The organism is Mycobacterium sp. E2238, from assembly GCF_001672665.1.
Classification (GTDB): Bacteria; Actinomycetota; Actinomycetes; order Mycobacteriales; family Mycobacteriaceae; genus Mycobacterium.
Map to the genome: position 1 here is coordinate 1 of NZ_LZKF01000235.1, position 17,844 is coordinate 17,844.

The window sequence follows — 17,844 nt, forward strand, 5'->3', positions numbered from 1 at the left end:
CTGGCCCGGCATCTCCGCGTCTATGAGCCGCGGCGGCTGCTGTTCTCCAACGGGCAACAGACCTTGGGCGTGGCGCTACCGGCGGTGATATCGATGTCGCTCAACGCTTTTCGCTGTACGGCGATCTCGCCCTGGTAGTCGTCCGTCAGGGTCAGGCCGGCCAGCTGGTCGGTCAGCGCGGTGAGCGTCGCCGCGATGTTGCCCAGCAGTTCCACGGTGGGCTGGTAGTGGTTGTGGATGTCGGCGGGAACCGAGTCGATGTGCACGACGGTGCGCGCGGCGTCGGTGTTCCACAGCACGGGGTCGTATTCGACCGAGTCGTATCCGATGGTGACCAGGACGTCGGCGTGGCCGAGGACGACGTCGCCGGGCTGGTTGCGGAACAGTCCGACCCGGCCGAGGAAGTTGTCCTCCAACGCGCGGGAGATCACCCCCGCGGCCTGAAAGGTCTCGACGACGGGCAACCCAGTCGTGGCGACCAGGGCGCGCAACGCCAGGCAGCTGTCCGGGTCGGCGCCGCGCATCCCGACCAACAGGGCCGGTCGCCGCGCACCGCGGATCAGCTCGGTCGCCGTCGCGACGGCCGCGGCAGGCGCGGCCGCCAACGGCGGAATCGACTGTCGGCCCGGGATGCTCGCCGTGGTGGGGGCGGCCAGGACATCGGCGGGCAGCACGACGGCGGCCGCCCCGCGCGGTTCGCTCTGTGCGGCGCGGAACGCGCCGATAGTGGCCTCGGCGGTGTTGTCGGGGTCGTTGACCTCGCCGGTGAATTTCGTGACCGTCCGGAGCATCGCGGCGGCGTCCATCGACTGATGCGTACGTTTGAGCCGATCCTGGCGGCGCACCGCACCGCAGAGCGCGACGACGGGATCTTGTTCGGTGTTGGCGGTCAGCAGGCCGGTGGCCAGATTGGTGGTCCCGGGGCCGGAGGTCACCAGTACCACGCCGGGGATGCCGGTGAGGCGACCGATCGCCCCGGCCATGAAGGCGGCGTTTTGTTCGTGGCGGCACACCACCAGCTGCGGGCCCGCGTCGAGCAGGGCGTCGTAGACGGCGTCGATCTTCGCGCCCGGCACGCCGAAGACGTACTGCACGCCTTGCGCTGACAAGGCGTCGACGACCTTCTGCGCGCTGCGTACGGGCTCACCGGGGTTCGTGGGGGCCATGTCCCCAGCCAAGCACGGGTCGAGGCGAGCCGCGATACGACGAGTCGCGAGGGGTTGACCATCCATATGTACTCCAGTGTATGGTCCGAGGCGTGACGATCGAGAGCGTGCGGCCGGTTGAACTCAACGACGATTTGACGCGACGGGCGTTGCGGCTCGTGTTGGACAAGACGACCGACCTGGCCGCGGATGTGCTGCGAGTGCCGCTGCACTACTACCGGGACGCGAAAGTCGCCGACATCGAGGAGTCGCAGATTCTGCGACGGACCCCGCTGGCGATCTTGCCGAGTGTCCAGCTGCCCAATCCGAACGACTTCGAAGTCCGCTCGGTGCTAGGCAGTTCGCTGCTGGTGACCCGGGACCGCTCGGGAGCCAGTCATGTGTTTCTCAACTACTGCCGTCACCGCGGCGCCATGCCCGCATGCGGCGCGGGCAACGCCTCTCGCTTCACCTGCCCCTATCACGCGTGGACGTACAAGAACACCGGGGAGTTGTTCAGCGTCCCAGGCAAATCCGGCTTCGCCGGGGTCGACACCGACGATTACGGGCTCATGGAGTTGCCCAGTCAGGAAGCGTACGGCTTCATCTGGGCGGTGCTCAGCGCCGACGGCGCCATCGACGTCGACGCACACCTGGGTCCGCTGCGTTCACAGCTGGTCGAACTCGACTACGAGTCCTTCGGGTATCACGCGCACCGCGAGTTCGTCTCCGAGGTGTCGTGGAAGGGGGCACTGGAAGCGTTCGCAGAGGGATACCACTTCCCATTCGTCCACGGCGACAGCCTGATTGGCCAGAACGCCCTGCCCAACGTGGCGATCTACGACGAGTACGGCAAGCATCACCGGCTCGGCTTTCCGTTCAACTGGATCGTTAACCTCGACACCGATCCAAGCGGATCGTGGGACGTCCGGGACAACATGGGCCTGATCTATTGGATCTACCCGAATCTGATTCTGGCCAACAGCAACGTGGGCGTGGAAGTCATCGATATTTTGCCCGCCGGCGCCCCCACCCGCTGCACCGTGCGGCACAGCTGGTTGGCGCGCATCCCGGCAACCACCGACGACCAGCGAAGCGGCTACGACATGATCTACGACGCCGTGCACGCGGCGGTGCGCGACGAGGACTTCGCGATGCTGCCGCAGTGCGGCGAAGGTGTGCGTCAGGGCCAACACGACCATATAGTGATCGGCCGCAACGAGATCGGTGTGCAACACATGGTCAAAGTCTTTGCCGAGGACATAGGCGTCGCGCTGAGTTAGGTTCTCATGCGACCATACTCACCGTGAGGGCACGGTAGATGCGCAGACATGGCTGGGCGGGAGCGCTGCCGTCGAGCGACGACGAAGCCATTGCGCGAATCATTTCCGCGGCGAGCCGCGCGATAGATCAGTCAGGCGCGGACATCAAAATCAGCGACATCGCCCGCGATCTGGGCGTCACCCGCCAAACCGTTTACCGGTATTTCCCGAGCACGGACGCGTTGTTGATCGCGACCGCGTTGTCGGAAGTGGGTCCCGCCCTCAACCGGTTGGCGGCGCACGTGGAGCCGATTCACGACCCCGCCGAGGCGGTGGTCGAGGGCATCGCCCACACCCTGGAACTGCTTCCCCAGGACAAATACCTCGGGCTGCTACTCACGCCGGAGAAGGCCGCGGCCTACTCGGCCAGCGTGACCTCCGATGTTGCGCTCTCGCTGGGGCGCTCCATCATCGACCGGTTCAACGTGGACTGGAACAGCGCCGGCATCACTGACGACAGGCGCGACGGCCTGGTGGAATTCATGCTCAGGGTTCTGCAGTCCTTCATCGTCGACCCCGGGCGGCCACCGCGTTGCGGCGCCGAGCTGCGGGATTACCTGCGGCAGTGGGTCGCTCCCGCAATCGCTCATTTTCAGCCCATCGCCGGAACCGCTCGGCCCGCGCCCTAACCGCTGGACTCGGGCCCGAACCAGCGCCGCAGCGCCGCGTGCAGGCCGGCTTGGTCGGCCGGCCCGAATTCGCTGGCCGCCCAGGCGACGTATCCATCGGGCCGGATCAGCAGCGCCGCGGCGGGCGGGTCGTCGAGCGTCGCGGTGACGATGTCCACCCGATCGGACCAGGCCGACGCCGCGGCCCCCACCCCGCCGTCGAAGTCGAGCAGCACCGGGCGCGCGCCGTGGAGCAACTCGGCGACCCGTCGGCCGTCGGTGAGGGTCAGCTCGGGCACGGGCCAACCCGACAACGGGTGGTCGTCACCGACGTCGTACCGCACGTCGGTGCCTGCCAGCAGCGCGGCCATGTGCTTGGCGACGTCAGGGAGGGTGAAAAGTTCACCCAGCAGCGCCCGGAGCGCGGCGACTTCGGGCCCTGGCAGCATGAGCGCGGTCTGAGCCTGCGAGTGCATCATCACGCGCTCGCCGACGGGGTGGCGTTCGGATTCGTAGGTGTCGAGCAGTCCGCGTGGTGCCCAGCCGTTGAGATGGGCGGCCAGCTTCCAGCCCAGGTTCATGGCGTCTTGCAGGCCCAGGTTCAGGCCGGGACCGCCCATGGCGCTGTGCACGTGGGCGGCGTCGCCGAGCAACAGGACCCGGCCGTCACGATAATGCTCGGCGTGGCGGGTGTTCTGGCCGTTGATCCGGCGAAGGGCGTGCGGTCCAGGGCCTTTCGGCTCCTCGAAGGGAACCTCGACGCCCAGGACGTGGCGGGCACTTGCGAGCAGTTCGGCCACGCTCATCGGTTTGTCCTCGACCGGCGGCCCGAATTCGAGGGTCCCGAACAGCGATCGACCGGGTTCGAACTCGGCGTAGATCAGGCCGCCGCGGTCCAACCGCGTGTGACCGAAGGCGACCCGGCCGAACCCGGGGATGTCGAGGCCACCATCGGCGCGGCGGTACTCGTCCGGGACGTGCACGTGGGCAAGCCGGCCCACGATGTCGAGGGTGGTGCCGGGGAAGTCGATGCCCACCGTCTTGCGCACCAGGCTGCGTCCGCCATCGGCGCCCACCAGGTAGTCGGCGTCGATGCGATAATCGTGTTCGGGCGAAGACACCTGCAGCGCAACACCTTCCGGTTCCTGGCGTAAACCCGTCAGTTCGTGTCCCCAGCGCAGATCCACGCCGAGACCGCGGGCGCGCTTCTCCAACAGCCGCACCATGCGGGGCTGTTGGATGGGCAGCGCGTACATCGGGTTGTCGGGCAGGCCGGAGAAATCCAGGGTCATGGCCGCGAAGATCCACCCGGAGGTCGGTTGTGGCGGGTTGGGATCGCCCGTGAACTCTTGATATAGGCCGCGCATGTCGAGTGTCCGAACTACCTGCCCCACAAGGCCATTCGCCTTCGGCTCCGAGCTGGGCCCGGGCAGGGCATCCAGCACGACGGGCCGGATGCCGGCCAGCGCGAGCTCGCAGGCCAGCAGCAGTCCGTTGGGGCCGGCACCGGAGATGACGATGTCGGCGTGTTCGTCAGTCATGGGTTTTCTCCCTGCGCTTGGCGGGTTGGGGCAGGCCGGCGCTCACGGCGGCGAAGCCGGAACGGATCAGGTCGGTGATCGGGACCGGGGGGTCGGCGCGCACGTAGGCCTCGGCCGCGGCGTCGCCGACGGCGCGCACGATCGCCACCACCAGCCGCGGGTACAGGTCGCGCTCGGGATCGGTGCCGGTGCGTTCGGCGATCACCGCGAGCCACTCGTCGAAAAGGTCCTGCGGCAACGCATTACGCACCTGAGGGTTCATCAGCATTTTTCGCACTTCGACGAGTTCCTGACGGCTCGGCAGCAGGTTCTCTTCTCCGTACCTGTCGTCGAAGTCTTCCTCCAAGGATTGGAGCACGACATGCGTGATCGACGTCCACAGCGGCTCGTCGGCCGGGCGTTGCCGCAGCGCGGCAACGCTGCGGCGCATGCGCTCGGTCTGCCGGTAGGCGAGCGCCTCGTACTTGCCGCCGAAGTAGTTGTTGAAGGTGCGCAACGAGACTCCGGCCAGGTTGGCGATGTCCTCGCGCGTCACGTTGTCCAGCCCGCGTTCGAAGGCGAGGTTGAGCGCGGCGTCGCTGAGGGCACGGCGGGTGTCGGCCTTCTTGCGCTCCCGCAACCCGCCCGACTGTTCGGTCATGTCCCCAAAAGTACGCAAAACTTGCCCGGTAGGCAAGATTGCCTGATGGGCAACATTTGGATATGCGCGTCTAGCCTGGGTTGTGCACACCTATGCCACGACCGAACGCGTTGAAAGGTGAAGCCATGGAAGTGCAATTCATCACGAGCGTTGCAGTGATCACCCCAGAGCCGGCGGTCAGCCGACGGTTCTACGCGGACACGCTTGGCCTGCCCCTGACCGCGGAAGCCGACGGCTATCTCCACAGTGAAAGCATCGACGGGTGCAACTCCTTCGGCGTCTGGCCGCTGGCGCAGGCTGCGCAAGCCTGCTTTGGCACGCCTGACTGGCCAGCTGAGCGGCCGGTGCCCCAGGCCAGCATCGAATTCGAGGTCGCGGACGCCGACACCGTCCAGGTCGCGGCGAACGAGTTGACACAGAAGGGCTTCACTCTGCTGCACGACGCACACACCGAGCCGTGGGGACAAACTGTCGCTCGACTGCAGTCCATCGAGGGCACGATCATCGGCATCTCGTACGCGCCCGCGATGCATTCGTAAACACGGGCGCGCCTGTTGGTCGTTAGCGCTTGCCCCAGTCCCACGGCGGCGTGGTCAGCAGCCCCTGACCGGTGACCCGTGTCTCGCCCCACTCCTTGTAGAGCTCGATCTCCACGGCGTCGTCGCCGGTGGCTTCCAGCAGCGCACGGGAATGGGTGACCACCAGGACCTGCGTCCGCGCGGCGGCGGTGCGGATCAGGCCCGCGAGCGGACGCACCAGGTCCGGATGCAGCGAGGTCTCCGGTTCGTTGAGCACCATCAGCGACGGCGCCTGCGGACTCAACAAAGCGGCGGCCCAGAGCAGGAATCGCAGTGTGCCATCGGATAATTCGGCGGACCGCAGCGGCCGCAGCATGCCGCGCTGCCGCAGCTGCAGGTCGAAAAGCCCGTCATGAACCGCGACCGACACCGTCGCGCCGTCGAAGGCGTCGGCGACGGCGCGGCTCAGGTCGTCGAAACCCGCCTCGATGATCGTCTGGATCGCGGCGGCCAAATCGCTGCCGTCATCGGAGAGCACCGGGGTGCGCGTTCCCACCTGCGGGTGCCGGGCCGGCGCCCCCGCGTCGACGCGGAAGCCGTCGTAGAACCGCCAGCCGCGCAGCCGCTCGCGCACGGCCGCAAGCTCGGGCAGCGCATGCGGGTGGGCGTACTCGGCCAGCACGCTGCGGTACGTCGGCAACGAGCGGGACAACTCGTCGAATCCGCGGCCCGAATCCGCGCTCACCTCGGCGAAATCGCGGGTCCGGCGCACGAGCGTCGCGCTGGGCCGCAGCACCGGCCCGGCGAACAACGCTTCCCGCTTGATCTCGGGATCGCGGCCGAAGGCCGACTTCGGCCCGGCCATCTGCGGCATGCCGAGATCGACCAGATAGCCGAAATCGTCTGAGGCGAAGCCCAATTCGAGGGAGACGGGCCGGGTGCGCACGGTGCCCTCGGCCCTGCCGGTCCGGCGCGCGCCCTTGAGCTCCTCGGGCCCGGCCCACAGCGCGGACTGCAGCCCTCCCTCGCGGGCGAGCGAGGCGATGACCTCGCCGCGGCCGCAATCGGCCAGCAACCGCAACGCGCGGTACAGCGAGGACTTGCCGGCGCCGTTGGCGCCGGTGACCACCGAGAGCCGACTGAGCGGCAGGATCAGCTCACGCAGCGAGCGATAGCCGCGGATCGCCACCGTCTGCAACATGGAGCCGACTGTACGGTCGACGACCGACGGGCCCTACTCGTTGTCGGCGGCGTCGAGCAGCTGCACTTCCTCGAGGTCCATCTCGTTCTGCAGCTCGCGCAGGACGATGTCGTCGATGAGGTTCTCGTTGCGCAGCGCGGTGATCTCGCGGCGCTTGCTTTCGAGCATGCCCAGCCGAACCCTACGGACGAGATCCTTCTTCTTGACCAGGTGGCTGTTCGTCGAGTCGTTTTCGGTGGCGAGGGCCAGCGCGGCCTTTTCTTCGTATTCCTTTTGCAGCCGCCTGCGGAGGTCGTCGCTGATGCCGACCTCGTCGGCGACCGTCGGCAACGCGTCGAGGGCGGCCCGAGCGCCGCGGGTGCGAGCCAGCTGCAATTCCTCGGCGTGGGCCACGTCTTCGGGCATCTTCGCCCAGCGCACGACTGCGGGCAGCGTGGTGCCCTGGACGAGGACCGTCACGAGGATGACGACCACCACGATGAAGATGAGCAGGCTGCGGTCGGGGAATGGCGCGCCGCTGAGTGTGGTCGTCGGCACGGCCAGCGCGGCGGCGAGCGACACCGCCCCGCGGAATCCCGCCCAGGCGGTGACGAAACGCTGACGCCAGTCGACGCGCCGTTCCCGCTGCGCCTCCCGGCGGTCGATCAGCCGGATCAACAGCACGGTGATCTCGCCCCAGAAGATTCGCGACAGAATCACCACGACGGTGACGGCGAGCGCAATGTACAGGGCGTGCCGAATCCCGCCGTCCACGCCGGCGATGCCCCGCAGCGCCCCCGGTATCTGAACTCCGACGAACACCCACAACGAGCCGTTGAGCAGGAAGGTCGCGCTGTCCCAGAACGCGTAGGCCTGCAGGCGAGATCGCGCACGGATCACCACCGGCCCGGCGTAGGCGAGCATCAATGCCGCGACCATGACCGCGACCACCCCGCTGCAATCCATGCTCTGCGCCAGCAAGAACGCCGCAAACGGCGTCAGCAGGCTCAGTGCCCCTTCCTCCTGGGGCGCGTCAATTCTCTTGCGCAGCAGGGTAACCGCTCCGCCGACCAGAAGTCCCGCGGCGATGCCGCCCAGGTAGGAACCGACGAACCGACCAACTAGGTCGATCGGGGTGATTTGCGCGCCGCCGATCGCGACGTGGACTGTGACGGCGAACAGGACCAGGGCCGTGCCGTCGTTGATGAGACTCTCGGCCTTCAGCACCGTGACCGATCGGCGTGGCAACTTCTTGGCCAAACCGGCCACGGCGGCGGCGTCGGTGGGGGACAGCACGGCGCCCAACACGGCCGCCGCGTGGGAGTCCATGCCCAGCGCCCGTGCCGTCCACGACACGGCCACCGCCGTCGCGATCACCAGGGCGACGCTCAGGAACACGATGATGCGCGCGTTCGCTCGGATCTCCCGGAAGCTGGTGTTCAGGCCTTCCCAGTAGAGGATCGCCGGCAGGAACAGCAACAGCACGACCTCCCCGTTCACATGCACGTGAGCCAAGCTGGGGATCAGACCCAGCAGCGTGCCGAGCACGATGAGCAGCACCGGGGGACCAACGCGGTAGCGCCGGCCGAGGACCGTCCCGACGATGACGGTGGAGACGAGCGCAACGATCAGGACGAGGCCAAACACCAGCCCATCCTGCCGGACATGCCCGCCTCGCGCCGATCGGGGCTCGGGTGGCGAGCGCCGTCACATCTGTCACTTCGGCCCCGACTGCGGGGCGTTATGCGACTCTCGAACTCGATAGCGCCCGCGATATCAAAATCGAGAGTCCGGTAATGGTTCAGAGCTCAGGAGCAGTCGCAGGAGTACCAGCATCCGGTGACCCGACCCGCAGCACGGGCCCCCGGTGCGTGGCAGTGTTGGTGGCGTGAGCGACTTCGCATGGCCAACCGAGTACTGATCACAGGCGGCACCGGCACCGTAGGCCGCGCCGTCGTCGACCGGCTGACCGCCGCCGGCAAGGACGTCCGCGTGCTGAGCCGCGGACGGCGGCGGCACCAGCGCACCGATGTCGAGCATGTCGTCGGCGACGTGCAGACCGGCGATGGGCTCGATGCGGCGCTCGACGGCGTCGACACGATCGTGCACTGCGTCTATCCCAGCGGGCACCTGGTCGCCGCGGCGAAACGGGCGGGCTCACCGCATCTGGTTTACGTCTCCATCGTCGGAATCGACCGCGTCCCATTCGGCCTGTACCGCATGATGCTCGCCAACGAACGCACGATCGCCGAGTCGGGCCTGCCGTGGACGGTGCAGCGGGCGACCCAGTTCCACGATCTGATCGCCGTCATACTGCGCATGCTCGCGAAACCGCCGGTCATGGCGCTGCCGGCGGGCCTGAAGTTTCAGCCGGTCGACGTGCGCGACGTGGGCGCGCGGTTGGCCCGGTTGGCGCTCGGCGAGCCGATCGGACGTGCGCCGGATTTCGGCGGCCCGCAGCCGCGTGCGCTCGAAGACCTTGCCCGCAGTTACTTGGCCATCGTGGGTAAACGCCGACGCATCGTCCCGATCCGCTTGCCCGGCAAGGTGTTTGGCGAGTTACGCGCCGGCGCCCTGCTAACCCCGGAGCACGCCGACGGCGTGATGACGTTCGAGCAGTACCTCCAGGAACAGGTCGCCGCGGGTCAACTGCCGTACCGTGACGCCATCCGCGCTTACCTGCCGCACCGCCCGCGCAAAGGGGAGCGCTAAAACCCGCACCCGGACCTGGGCATCCAGCTTCCACCCATCCGGACCGATCTCGGCAGCGGGCTTCCCGCCATAATGGAGGCGATGAATCTTGTGAGGATGAGGCTGCTGGTAGCAGTCGCCGTGCTCGTTTCGTCAACGGTGGTGGGCTGCCACTTCGCCTCCAGGAACCCGCCGTCGACCAAGACACTCCAGGTACCGATGACCGACGTGCTTACCCAGGACGCCATCAAGCAGAGCATGACCTTGGCCGTCGGCAACACGCTGATCGTGAAGTTGGGCTCCAATTACACCACCCCGTACCGGTGGACACCGGAGATGAAGGTGGGCGATCCGGGGGTGCTGAAGCAAACCAGTCACGAGTTCGTGCCGCCGAGTTCTGACGCGTTGGGGGCGCCCGGCACCGAGGTGTGGGAGTTCACCGCGTTGAAGCCGGGGACCACGACCATCGGCACGTCCTACACCAGCTTTGTCGATAAGGACTCCAAGCCGGCGTGCACCTACACGGCCGACGTCACGGTGCAGTAAACCTCTCTGGCAAACGAGTGCGGACCGGCCGCACCTCGCGCTACGGTCTGGTGCGTGTTCGGCTTCCTCCGAAATTTGTCCGAAATCGGCAAACTGCCCGCGGCGCTGCGCGACGAGCTCGAAGCCGAGGGCGTCATCTTCAGCGCCGGCAATGTGGGGGTGAGCCGGCACTTCAGCGGCCACGTGCCTGGGGTCTATTCGGCTTCCGGCGTATCCCGCTACAGGGGTGCGTTCGCGTTCACGTCCGCCCGAGTGGTCGCCACGCTTCCCGTGCGCGGGGACGCCAACCTGCGATCGATCGATTGCTCGTGGGACAGCCGCAAGGGGTCGGCCCGGGCCACCATCACCGGCAAAGGCCTGAAGCTGGAAATCGACCTGCACGGCGTCGACCCCGCCTTCAGCGGGTCGATGAGCCTCAACTACAAGAAGAACATCCCCGACGAGGTGCTGGAGACGCTGCCTACGACGACGCTGCGTTATCCGGTCCAGCCCGTTTTCGTGTATCGCGCGGCCGGGGTGCGTCCCAAGACATAGCCTGCGGCACAAGGGTTTCCATATTTCTGAGCGGGGTGGATGCCCAGGGCGTGGCTGACGAGGCCGATCCCGGCGCCAAGGATGGGCCATATCGGCCAGAAGTAGGTGGCGCCGGTGGCCGCGGCGACGGCCGCCCACACGGTGAGCACGATGACGGTCATCGCCAGGTAGGCGGCGAGGTGAAGGCGCACGCCGCGGCGGGCGGCCTCGATGCGGGCGGCGCGGCGGCGCGGGTCCGCGCGCCGGATCCGCTCGAGCGGCAGGTCGGCGAGGAGCTGGGTGAGTTCCTCGGTGGTGTGCGTGCCGAACACCGCCTGCATCCGTTGCTCGTACTCATCCAGCTGCAGGTAGCCCTGCGCGAATGCTTGGCCGAGGCGTTCCGCCGCCCTTTCCCGGTCGCGGTCGCCGGCACGGGGGGTCATGAGCTGCTGGTCCATTTCGTCCCCTTCCAAAGATGTGAATGGCTTTAACATAGTCCGGAATGTTAATGTCGTCAACATGGCACGGCAGAAAGTTGCGGCGCGTCGGGACAGCTACCACCACGGCGACCTCAAACGCGCGCTGACCGGCGCCGCCCTGTCGCTGGTGGCCGAGAAGGGGCCGAAGGGTTTCACGCTGACCGAGGCGGCGCGGCGCGCCGGCGTCAGCGCCGCCGCCCCCTACCGGCACTTCGCCGACAAGGCTGCGCTGCTCGCGACCGTGGCCGAACAGGGTTTTCGTGACCTGCACGCCGAACTGGCCGCGGCCGCCGGCGCGACGCCGGAGCCGAAGGACCGGGTGGTCGAACTCGGCCGCGCCTATGTGCGGTGGGCGGTCGCCCACCCGGACCACTACCGCGTGATGTTCGGCGCCGAGCTATCCAAGGCCGACCATCCCGGCCTGGCCGTCGCCGGCGAGGAGGCGTTCGGCGATCTGCTCGACGCGATCGTGACGTGTCAACGGGCGGGCATCGTCAGCGGTCAAGACCCGCGTGAACTCGCCGCGCCGCTGTGGTCGCTGGTGCACGGCGTCGCGTCGCTCGCGATCGGTGGCGAGCTGCTCAGCGTCGGCATCGAGCAGGACCCGGAGGCCATCATCGCCGGCATGGTGGCCCAAATGCTGGGCGGTTAGGCCACGTTGGCCTGGCGCCCCGTCGCGTAGATCTCGGCCAGGAACTGTTCCACGGCGACCGCGGTGTGCGCCGCGCGCGCCGAACCGAAGATGTCGAAAGCGTGCTGGGTGAACGGCAATTCGGCGTACACGACGGGCTGGGTGCTCGCTTGCCGCAGCCGCTCGACGAATCCACGCGCCTGCTCGACGGGCACCAGCGAGTCGTTGCGGCCGTGCAAGACGAAGAACGGGGGAGCGTCGGCCGAAACGTGGTTGACCGGGGAAGCGGTGATGAAAGGCTGCATGTTCGTCGAAGGGCGTTGCTTGACAACCGATTTGACGAGCAAGGCGGGCATCATCGGGTGCATCGCGTCGTTGAACCGGGTGAAGTCGTAGACGCCGTAGAACGGCACGGCCGCCTGCACTCGCGTGTCGGCGTCTTCGAACCCGGGCTGGAACTGAGGGTCATTGGACGTGAGAGCGGCCAGTGACGACAGGTGGCCGCCCGCCGAACCGCCCGTGATGGCGATGAATTCGGGGTCGCCGCCGTACTCGGCGATGTGCGCCTTGACCCAGGCCAGGGCGCGCTTGACGTCGACGATGTGGTCCGGCCAGGTGTTGCGTGGGCTGTGCCGGTAGTTGATCGCCACACAAACCCAGCCCAACTCGGCGAGGTGGCTCATCAGTGGATGAGCTTGTCCGCGTTTGTTTCCCGTGGTCCAGGCGCCGCCCGGGATCTGGAAGAGCACCGGCGCCTTGCCAATCGGGTCGAGATCCGGACGACGCCAGATGTCCAAGTGGTTGGCGCTGCCGAATTCGCCGTAGCTGATGTTGGAGTCGTGGGCGTAGTCGCGGTAAATCCGCATCATCCGCAGTAGCCCCGGCGTCTTGGCGGTCCCGCCGCCGGCCGGCCGGCGCCACAGGTCACCCGACTCGGTGCGACGGCCTGCGCCCAGGCCCTCGTCCAGCGCCTGGGTCAGCGGCACGTTGGCCTTGTGCCCGGCGCGGCTGAAGTTGAGCAAGCCCATCGCCGACACGGTGGCGACCGCCCACGCGGCGATTCGCACCGGCGGCGTGAGGCGACGAGCGGTCAACCCCAGACCGCCGAGCTGGCTGACCAGGGTTTGCAACGGGAGCTCGGTGACGACCAGCCCGAACATCCACGAGAAGAGCGATAGGTAGCCGCTGCGCGCAAGCGGCCGGTACGCATTGAGCGTGGACACCGCGGTCACGGCGGTGACGACGAGCGACCCTATCTGCCGGATGACGTGGATGATTCGAGCTGTCCGCATCCGCTCACCTTACGAAATGCCCTAGGTGGCTTCTGCCCGGCTCTCGAGGTTCTTGACCGCGGCGGGGTCGTTCTCGGTCAGCCCGATCTTCGAGGCGCCGCCGGGTGAGCCCAGCTCGGCGAAGAAGTCGGCGTTGATCTGGGTGTACTCGCCGTATTCGCCGGGCAGGTCGTCCTCGTAGTAGATGGACTCGACCGGGCACACCGGCTCACAGGCGCCGCAGTCGACGCACTCGTCGGGGTGGATGTAGAGCATCCGCGCGCCCTCGTAGATGCAGTCGACGGGACACTCCTCGATGCATGCCTTGTCTTTGATGTCGACGCAGGGCTCGGCGATCACGTAGGCCATGGACTCCATGGTTCTTGCCGCAACCGGCCGCGAGTAGAGGTCCCGGCGTTGTGGAGTCACAAGCTATCGTTGTGTCACACGAATTGATTGTGATGTGATCAGCCATGCCGCTCAGCCCGCGAATGCCCGAGCTCGCCTCGTTCGAGGTGTTCTTGGCGATCGCGGAGACCGGCAGCCTGGGCCGCGCCGCGCGCGAACTCGGGCTGACCCAGCAGGCCATCTCGCGACGGCTCGCGTCGATGGAGGCCCAGATCGGGGTGACGCTGGCGGTGCGGACGACGCGCGGTTCGCAGCTGACGCCGGCGGGCCTGATCGTCGCGGATTGGGCGCGGCGGTTGCTCGAGGTCGCCACCGAGCTTGACACGGGCATGGGATCGCTGCGCAAGGAAGGCCGCGAGCGGATCCGGGTCGCGGCCAGCCAGACGATCTCCGAGCAGCTGATGCCGCACTGGTTGCTGTCCCTGCAGACCGAGGCGACGCGGCGCGGCGTCGTTGCCCCGCAGGTGAGTTTGACCGCCACCAACAGCGAGCACGCTATCGCCGCGGTCCGCGACGGCAGCGCGGATCTCGGTTTTGTCGAGAACCCGGGAACGCCAAAGGGTTTGGGCACGTGCGTGGTGGGGCAGGATGAACTTGTGATCGTGGTGCCGCCGGGCCACAAGTGGACGCGACGGGCGCGGGGAGTGACCGCTCGTGAACTCGCGGAGACGCCATTGGTTGCCCGCGAACCCCATTCGGGCATCCGCGATTCGCTGACGGTGGCGCTGCGTCAGGTGCTGGGGGAGGACATGGAGCAAGCACCGCCCGTATTGGAGTTGACGTCGGCGGCGGCGATGCGCGCGGCCGTGCTCGCCGGCGCGGGACCGGCGGCCATGAGCCGGCTGGCGGTGGCCGACGACCTCGCCGTGGGGCGGCTGAGCGCGGTCACCATCGCGAAATTGGACTTACGACGCAAGTTTCGCGCGATCTGGGTGGGCGGGCGCACGCCGCCGGCCGGGGCGGTTCGAGACCTGTTGAGCCACATCAACAGTCGCTAGGCCGCCGCGTCGGCTGCCAGGGCCTCGTCGTAGCGGTCGAGCACGGTCTGGGCCACCAGCCGGTGCGCACCCAGCGGCGCGGCCATCGGAATGCCGTTGTCCCGCGCATACGCCGAGACGCCGTCGGTGAGCAGCCCCGGCGCGAGGAACCAGGGCGCGATGACGAGTCGGCGCGCGCCGCGGCGGCGCAAGTGGTCGGCCGCGCGCTCCACCGACGCCTCGGGCCGGGTGGCGAACGCGGTCGTCGCCCCGGCCCAGCCGGTGCCGATGGCCAACCGGGACGCCACCTTTGACGTGCGCGCGTTCGCCGCGGCGTTGGACGAGCCGATCGCGACCACCATCACCCCGAGATCGTCGTCATGTGGGGAAACCCCGACCTCGGCCAGGCGTTCGCGCAGCACCGACACCAGCCGCTCGTCCTCGCCGAGCACGTCGGCCTGGCGGATCCCATGCGCTCCGGCTTTTGCGATCTGCTTGGGGATGTCCAGGCGCGCGTGGTAGGCGCTGGCCAACAGGAACGGGGCGACGACGGCGCGGCGGTTGTCCGGCAGCCCGGCCAGGACGTCGGCGAAGTTCGGTTCGTTGAGCTCCAGGAAAGCCAGCCGCACGTCGAGGTCGGGGCGCATGCCGGCCAGCCGGTCGGCAACGGTCTGTGCGTTGGCGCCCGACCGTGGGTCCCGGCTGCCGTGGGCGGTGAGTACGAGTGTGCTCATGATGCGTGCAACCCGCATTCGATCTTGTTTCGTCCCCGCCAGCGCCCGCTGCGAGGATCGTCACCGTCGGCCGGCTTGCTGGTGCAGGGGGCGCAGCCGATGGACGGGTAGCCCTCCTCGACGAGCGGATTGACCAGGACGTTGTTGCGCTCGATGTAGTCCTGGACGTCGTCGTCGGTCCAGGCCGCGATGGGGTTGACCTTGATCACCTCGAACGACTCGTCGAAGCTGATCAGCGGGGCGTTGGCGCGGGTGGCGGCCTCCACCCGGCGCAATCCGCTGACCCACGCCGCGTAGCCGCGCAGCGCGCGGCGCAGGGGGATGACCTTGCGCAGGCGGCAGCACTCGTTGGGATCGCGGGCGAACAGGTCCTTGCCCAGCAGCTCGTCCTGCTCGGAAACGGAGTGTTCGGGTTCGACGTTGAGCAGGTGGATGTCGTAGACGGACTCAACCGCGTCGCGGGTGCCGATGGTTTCGGCGAAGTGGTAGCCGGTGTCCAGGAACAGCACCGGCACGCCGGGCCGCACGTCCGAGGCGAGCGAAACCATCACCGCGTCTTGCATGTTGGCGGCCACCACGTACTTGCAGTCGGCCGAGTCGTCACCGCCGAAGTGCTCGTCGGTCCAGTGCAGGATGTCGACGGCGTCGGCGCCCTCCATCTCGGAGGCACCGCGCTCGGCGAGCGCACGCAGCTGCTCCTTGGTGAAGTTCATCGCCACCATGGCGGGGTCCTCAACTCCTATCGCAGGTCGGCCTCGTCGGCGCGCAGCGCCCAGGACGCGAAAGTCTCGCCGCCGTCGCGGTTTTCGAGGAACTTGCGGGTCACCCGGTCGATGTAGTCGCCGAGCTCGTCGCTGGTCACCTTGTGCTGGCGCAGCTTTCGGCCGAACCCGCTGGCCTCGCCCAGGCCGCCGCCCAGGTGGACCTGGAAGCCCTCGACGGAATTGCCCTCGCCGTCGTCGATCCACTGGCCCTTGAAGCCGATGTCGGCGACCTGAATTCGTGCGCACGAGTTCGGGCAGCCGTTGAGGTGGACGCTGATCGGCACGTCGAGCTCGGCGTTGACGTCGGCCAGGCGCTGTTCCAGCTCGGGCACCAGAGTCTGTGTGCGAACACGGGTTTCGGCGAAGGACAGCTTGCAGAACTCGATGCCGGTGCAGGCCATGGTGTTCTTGCGCCACGACGACGGCCGCGACGGCAGGCCGAGGGCATCCAAGGCGGCGACGGTCTCGTCCACTTTCTCGTCGGGCACGTCGAGGATGACCAGCTTCTGGAACGGGGTCAGCCGGGCCCGGTCGGAGCCGACCTTCTCCATCAGGTCGGCGACCGCCGACAGGGTGGCGCCCGACACGCGTCCGGCGATCGGGGCGACGCCGATCGCGTTGAGCCCGTTCTTGATCTTCTGCACGCCGACGTGGTCGATGGTCTGCTTGACCGGCGCGGGGGCCGGGCCGTCGATCAGCCGGCGGTTGAGGTATTCGGTTTCGAGGACCTCGCGGAACTTTTCGACGCCCCAGTCCTTGATCAGGAACTTCAGCCTGGCCTTGGCGCGCATCCGCCGGTAGCCGTAGTCGCGGAACACCTGGGTGACGGCCTCCCAGACGTCGGGCACCTCGTCGAGCGGGATCCACACGCCGACCCGCTGGGCCAGCATCGGGTTGGTCGACAATCCGCCGCCCACCCACAGATCCAGGCCGGGCCCGTGTTCGGGATGGTTGACGCCGACGAACGCGACGTCGTGGGTCTCGTGGGAGACGTCCTGCAGGCCCGAGATCGCGGTCTTGTACTTGCGCGGCAGGTTCGCGTATTCGGGATTGCCCATGGAGCGTCGGACGATTTCGTCGATCGCGGGGGACGGGTCGAGCACCTCGTCCAGCGAGTCGCCGGCCAGCGGCGAACCGTGGATGCCGCGCGGGCAGTCGCCGCACGCCTCGGTGGTCTGCAGGCCGACCGAGTCCAGGCGCCGCCAGATTTCGGGGACGTCCTCGATGCGGATCCAGTGCAGCTGCAGGTTCTCCCGGTCGCTGATGTCGGCGGTGTCGCGGGCGAATTCGGTCGAGATCTGACCCAGCGTCCGCATCGAGTGCGCCGTCAGCGGTTTGCCGTCGGTGCGCACGCGCATCATGAAGTACTTGGCTTCGATCTTGTCGGTGTTGTCGTCACCGGTCCAGCTGCCGTCGTAGCCCTGTTCGCGTTGGGTGTACAGGCCCATCCAGCGGAAGCGCCCCCGCAGATCGGAGTGGTCGATGCTGTCGAAACCCTGATGGGCGTAGACGTTGACGATGCGGTCGCGCACGTTCAGCGGCGCGTCGTCGTTCTTGATCTTCTCGGTGTCGTTGAGCGGTTCGCGATCACCCAGCGCCCACTGGCCCTCGCTGCGGGTCTTGGCGGGACGTGCTGTGGTCATGAGGTGTGCTCCTTCGCGGTGCTTGGGGCTGCAGGGCTGCTGGCCGCGGCATCGACGCGATGATGTTGTCAGTCAGAGGTGAGCGCGGGCGCTCCGTTGCGCCCACGTCTCATGGCTTCATAGTGCCCGGGTTACGCCTAGGGGAGTAGAGGTCGCGCCGTTGTGAGGGCACAACCGTTGGTTGTGTGCTCCGGTTCACGTTTATTGGTCTGGCGCGCAGCGCGATTGCAGTA

The 17,844-nt window shown here is 67.7% G+C and carries 19 protein-coding genes; 8 read left to right on the plus strand and 11 right to left on the minus strand.

Annotated elements, in window-relative coordinates; genetic code table 11:
• Positions 1–20: 20 nt before the first annotated feature.
• A complete protein-coding gene (locus A5711_RS21400; RefSeq protein ID WP_067950066.1) occupies positions 21–1,166 on the minus strand; it encodes a thiamine pyrophosphate-binding protein in 1,146 nt (381 codons plus the stop codon).
• An 80-nt stretch (positions 1,167–1,246) separates the two neighbouring features.
• On the opposite strand from A5711_RS21400, the gene A5711_RS21405 reads away from it, so the two are divergent.
• Positions 1,247–2,428: an aromatic ring-hydroxylating dioxygenase subunit alpha gene (locus tag A5711_RS21405; RefSeq protein WP_067950068.1), complete on the plus strand. Its 1,182-nt coding sequence runs from the start codon at positions 1,247–1,249 to the stop codon at positions 2,426–2,428.
• 38 nt (positions 2,429–2,466) lie between these two features.
• Positions 2,467–3,096 carry a TetR/AcrR family transcriptional regulator gene (locus A5711_RS21410; protein ID WP_067950070.1) on the plus strand — a complete coding sequence of 210 codons (630 nt, stop codon included), beginning with the start codon at positions 2,467–2,469 and terminating at the stop codon, positions 3,094–3,096.
• Here the strand turns inward: A5711_RS21410 and A5711_RS21415 are convergent.
• Both A5711_RS21415 and A5711_RS21420 read right to left on the minus strand, forming a co-directional pair.
• Positions 3,093–4,616, minus strand: a complete 1,524-nt coding sequence (locus tag A5711_RS21415; RefSeq protein ID WP_067950072.1) for an FAD-dependent monooxygenase — start codon at positions 4,614–4,616, stop codon at positions 3,093–3,095. The two genes, A5711_RS21410 and A5711_RS21415, sit on opposite strands and share 4 nt — an antisense overlap.
• Positions 4,609–5,256, minus strand: coding sequence for a TetR/AcrR family transcriptional regulator (locus tag A5711_RS21420; RefSeq protein ID WP_067950074.1), 648 nt, complete (start codon positions 5,254–5,256; stop codon positions 4,609–4,611). The genes A5711_RS21415 and A5711_RS21420 overlap by 8 nt, the downstream gene beginning before the upstream one ends.
• Before the next feature lie 92 nt (positions 5,257–5,348).
• Between A5711_RS21420 and A5711_RS21425 the strand changes: the two genes are divergently transcribed.
• Positions 5,349–5,795 carry a VOC family protein gene (locus A5711_RS21425; RefSeq protein WP_231987521.1) on the plus strand — a complete coding sequence of 149 codons (447 nt, stop codon included), beginning with the start codon at positions 5,349–5,351 and terminating at the stop codon, positions 5,793–5,795.
• A gap of 22 nt (positions 5,796–5,817) precedes the next feature.
• On the opposite strand, the gene A5711_RS21430 is transcribed toward A5711_RS21425, so the two are convergent.
• The gene (locus A5711_RS21430) at positions 5,818–6,975 is read right to left on the minus strand and encodes an AAA family ATPase (RefSeq protein ID WP_067950078.1); all 1,158 of its coding nucleotides are present in this window, start codon (positions 6,973–6,975) and stop codon (positions 5,818–5,820) included.
• 33 nt (positions 6,976–7,008) lie between these two features.
• Positions 7,009–8,601 carry a Na+/H+ antiporter gene (locus A5711_RS21435; RefSeq protein WP_067950080.1) on the minus strand — a complete coding sequence of 531 codons (1,593 nt, stop codon included), beginning with the start codon at positions 8,599–8,601 and terminating at the stop codon, positions 7,009–7,011.
• Between the two features lie 255 nt (positions 8,602–8,856).
• Between A5711_RS21435 and A5711_RS21440 the strand changes: the two genes are divergently transcribed.
• The 3 genes from A5711_RS21440 (at position 8,857) to A5711_RS21450 (ending at position 10,725) form a co-directional block, all read left to right on the plus strand.
• Complete coding sequence (locus A5711_RS21440) at positions 8,857–9,666, plus strand: SDR family oxidoreductase (protein WP_067950082.1); 810 nt, start codon at positions 8,857–8,859, stop codon at positions 9,664–9,666.
• 90 nt (positions 9,667–9,756) lie between these two features.
• Complete coding sequence (locus tag A5711_RS21445; protein ID WP_067950108.1) at positions 9,757–10,191, plus strand: protease inhibitor I42 family protein; 435 nt, start codon at positions 9,757–9,759, stop codon at positions 10,189–10,191.
• Between the two features lie 54 nt (positions 10,192–10,245).
• Positions 10,246–10,725: a hypothetical protein gene (locus A5711_RS21450; protein WP_067950084.1), complete on the plus strand. Its 480-nt coding sequence runs from the start codon at positions 10,246–10,248 to the stop codon at positions 10,723–10,725.
• On the opposite strand, the gene A5711_RS21455 is transcribed toward A5711_RS21450, so the two are convergent.
• The gene (locus A5711_RS21455; RefSeq protein WP_067950086.1) at positions 10,668–11,162 is read right to left on the minus strand and encodes a DUF1707 domain-containing protein; all 495 of its coding nucleotides are present in this window, start codon (positions 11,160–11,162) and stop codon (positions 10,668–10,670) included. The genes A5711_RS21450 and A5711_RS21455 overlap by 58 nt on opposite strands.
• Positions 11,163–11,223: 61 nt before the next feature.
• Here A5711_RS21455 and A5711_RS21460 point away from each other — a divergent pair, with 61 nt between their 5' ends.
• Positions 11,224–11,835 (plus strand): TetR/AcrR family transcriptional regulator, encoded by a 612-nt coding sequence (locus tag A5711_RS21460; RefSeq protein WP_067950088.1) that lies wholly within the window; start codon positions 11,224–11,226, stop codon positions 11,833–11,835.
• On the opposite strand, the gene A5711_RS21465 is transcribed toward A5711_RS21460, so the two are convergent.
• Positions 11,832–13,106 carry an alpha/beta hydrolase gene (locus A5711_RS21465; protein ID WP_067950090.1) on the minus strand — a complete coding sequence of 425 codons (1,275 nt, stop codon included), beginning with the start codon at positions 13,104–13,106 and terminating at the stop codon, positions 11,832–11,834. The genes A5711_RS21460 and A5711_RS21465 overlap by 4 nt on opposite strands.
• Before the next feature lie 21 nt (positions 13,107–13,127).
• Entirely contained in the window at positions 13,128–13,454 is a 327-nt protein-coding gene (fdxA, locus tag A5711_RS21470) for a ferredoxin (RefSeq protein ID WP_067950110.1), read from the minus strand.
• A gap of 104 nt (positions 13,455–13,558) precedes the next feature.
• Between fdxA and A5711_RS21475 the strand changes: the two genes are divergently transcribed.
• Entirely contained in the window at positions 13,559–14,491 is a 933-nt protein-coding gene (locus tag A5711_RS21475) for a LysR family transcriptional regulator (RefSeq protein ID WP_067950092.1), read from the plus strand.
• Here A5711_RS21475 and A5711_RS21480 read toward each other — a convergent pair.
• Genes A5711_RS21480 through A5711_RS21490 form a run of 3 tightly spaced genes read right to left on the minus strand, consistent with a single transcriptional unit; the run spans position 14,488 to position 17,611 of the window.
• The gene (locus A5711_RS21480; RefSeq protein ID WP_067950094.1) at positions 14,488–15,204 is read right to left on the minus strand and encodes a sirohydrochlorin chelatase; all 717 of its coding nucleotides are present in this window, start codon (positions 15,202–15,204) and stop codon (positions 14,488–14,490) included. The two genes, A5711_RS21475 and A5711_RS21480, sit on opposite strands and share 4 nt — an antisense overlap.
• Entirely contained in the window at positions 15,201–15,926 is a 726-nt protein-coding gene (locus A5711_RS21485) for a phosphoadenylyl-sulfate reductase (RefSeq protein ID WP_082975804.1), read from the minus strand. The genes A5711_RS21480 and A5711_RS21485 overlap by 4 nt, the downstream gene beginning before the upstream one ends.
• A 17-nt stretch (positions 15,927–15,943) precedes the next feature.
• Entirely contained in the window at positions 15,944–17,611 is a 1,668-nt protein-coding gene (locus tag A5711_RS21490) for a nitrite/sulfite reductase (protein ID WP_067950096.1), read from the minus strand.
• Positions 17,612–17,844 lie beyond the last annotated feature (233 nt).

What these genes read in the sequence shown, in the direction of transcription:
- A5711_RS21420 (WP_067950074.1), bottom strand. Translation starts at nt 5,256, where the DNA reads ATGACCGAACAGTCGGGCGGGTTGCGGGAGCGCAAGAAGGCCGACACC.
- A5711_RS21465 (WP_067950090.1), bottom strand. Translation starts at nt 13,106, where the DNA reads ATGCGGACAGCTCGAATCATCCACGTCATCCGGCAGATAGGGTCGCTC.
- A5711_RS21430 (WP_067950078.1), bottom strand. Translation starts at nt 6,975, where the DNA reads ATGTTGCAGACGGTGGCGATCCGCGGCTATCGCTCGCTGCGTGAGCTG.
- A5711_RS21480 (WP_067950094.1), bottom strand. Translation starts at nt 15,204, where the DNA reads ATGAGCACACTCGTACTCACCGCCCACGGCAGCCGGGACCCACGGTCG.
- A5711_RS21400 (WP_067950066.1), bottom strand. Translation starts at nt 1,166, where the DNA reads ATGGCCCCCACGAACCCCGGTGAGCCCGTACGCAGCGCGCAGAAGGTC.
- A5711_RS21490 (WP_067950096.1), bottom strand. Translation starts at nt 17,611, where the DNA reads ATGACCACAGCACGTCCCGCCAAGACCCGCAGCGAGGGCCAGTGGGCG.
- A5711_RS21455 (WP_067950086.1), bottom strand. Translation starts at nt 11,162, where the DNA reads ATGGACCAGCAGCTCATGACCCCCCGTGCCGGCGACCGCGACCGGGAA.
- A5711_RS21425 (WP_231987521.1), top strand. Translation starts at nt 5,349, where the DNA reads ATGCCACGACCGAACGCGTTGAAAGGTGAAGCCATGGAAGTGCAATTC.
- A5711_RS21405 (WP_067950068.1), top strand. Translation starts at nt 1,247, where the DNA reads ATGGTCCGAGGCGTGACGATCGAGAGCGTGCGGCCGGTTGAACTCAAC.
- A5711_RS21440 (WP_067950082.1), top strand. Translation starts at nt 8,857, where the DNA reads ATGGCCAACCGAGTACTGATCACAGGCGGCACCGGCACCGTAGGCCGC.
- A5711_RS21410 (WP_067950070.1), top strand. Translation starts at nt 2,467, where the DNA reads ATGCGCAGACATGGCTGGGCGGGAGCGCTGCCGTCGAGCGACGACGAA.
- A5711_RS21475 (WP_067950092.1), top strand. Translation starts at nt 13,559, where the DNA reads ATGCCGCTCAGCCCGCGAATGCCCGAGCTCGCCTCGTTCGAGGTGTTC.
- A5711_RS21460 (WP_067950088.1), top strand. Translation starts at nt 11,224, where the DNA reads ATGGCACGGCAGAAAGTTGCGGCGCGTCGGGACAGCTACCACCACGGC.
- fdxA (WP_067950110.1), bottom strand. Translation starts at nt 13,454, where the DNA reads ATGGCCTACGTGATCGCCGAGCCCTGCGTCGACATCAAAGACAAGGCA.
- A5711_RS21415 (WP_067950072.1), bottom strand. Translation starts at nt 4,616, where the DNA reads ATGACTGACGAACACGCCGACATCGTCATCTCCGGTGCCGGCCCCAAC.
- A5711_RS21485 (WP_082975804.1), bottom strand. Translation starts at nt 15,926, where the DNA reads ATGGTGGCGATGAACTTCACCAAGGAGCAGCTGCGTGCGCTCGCCGAG.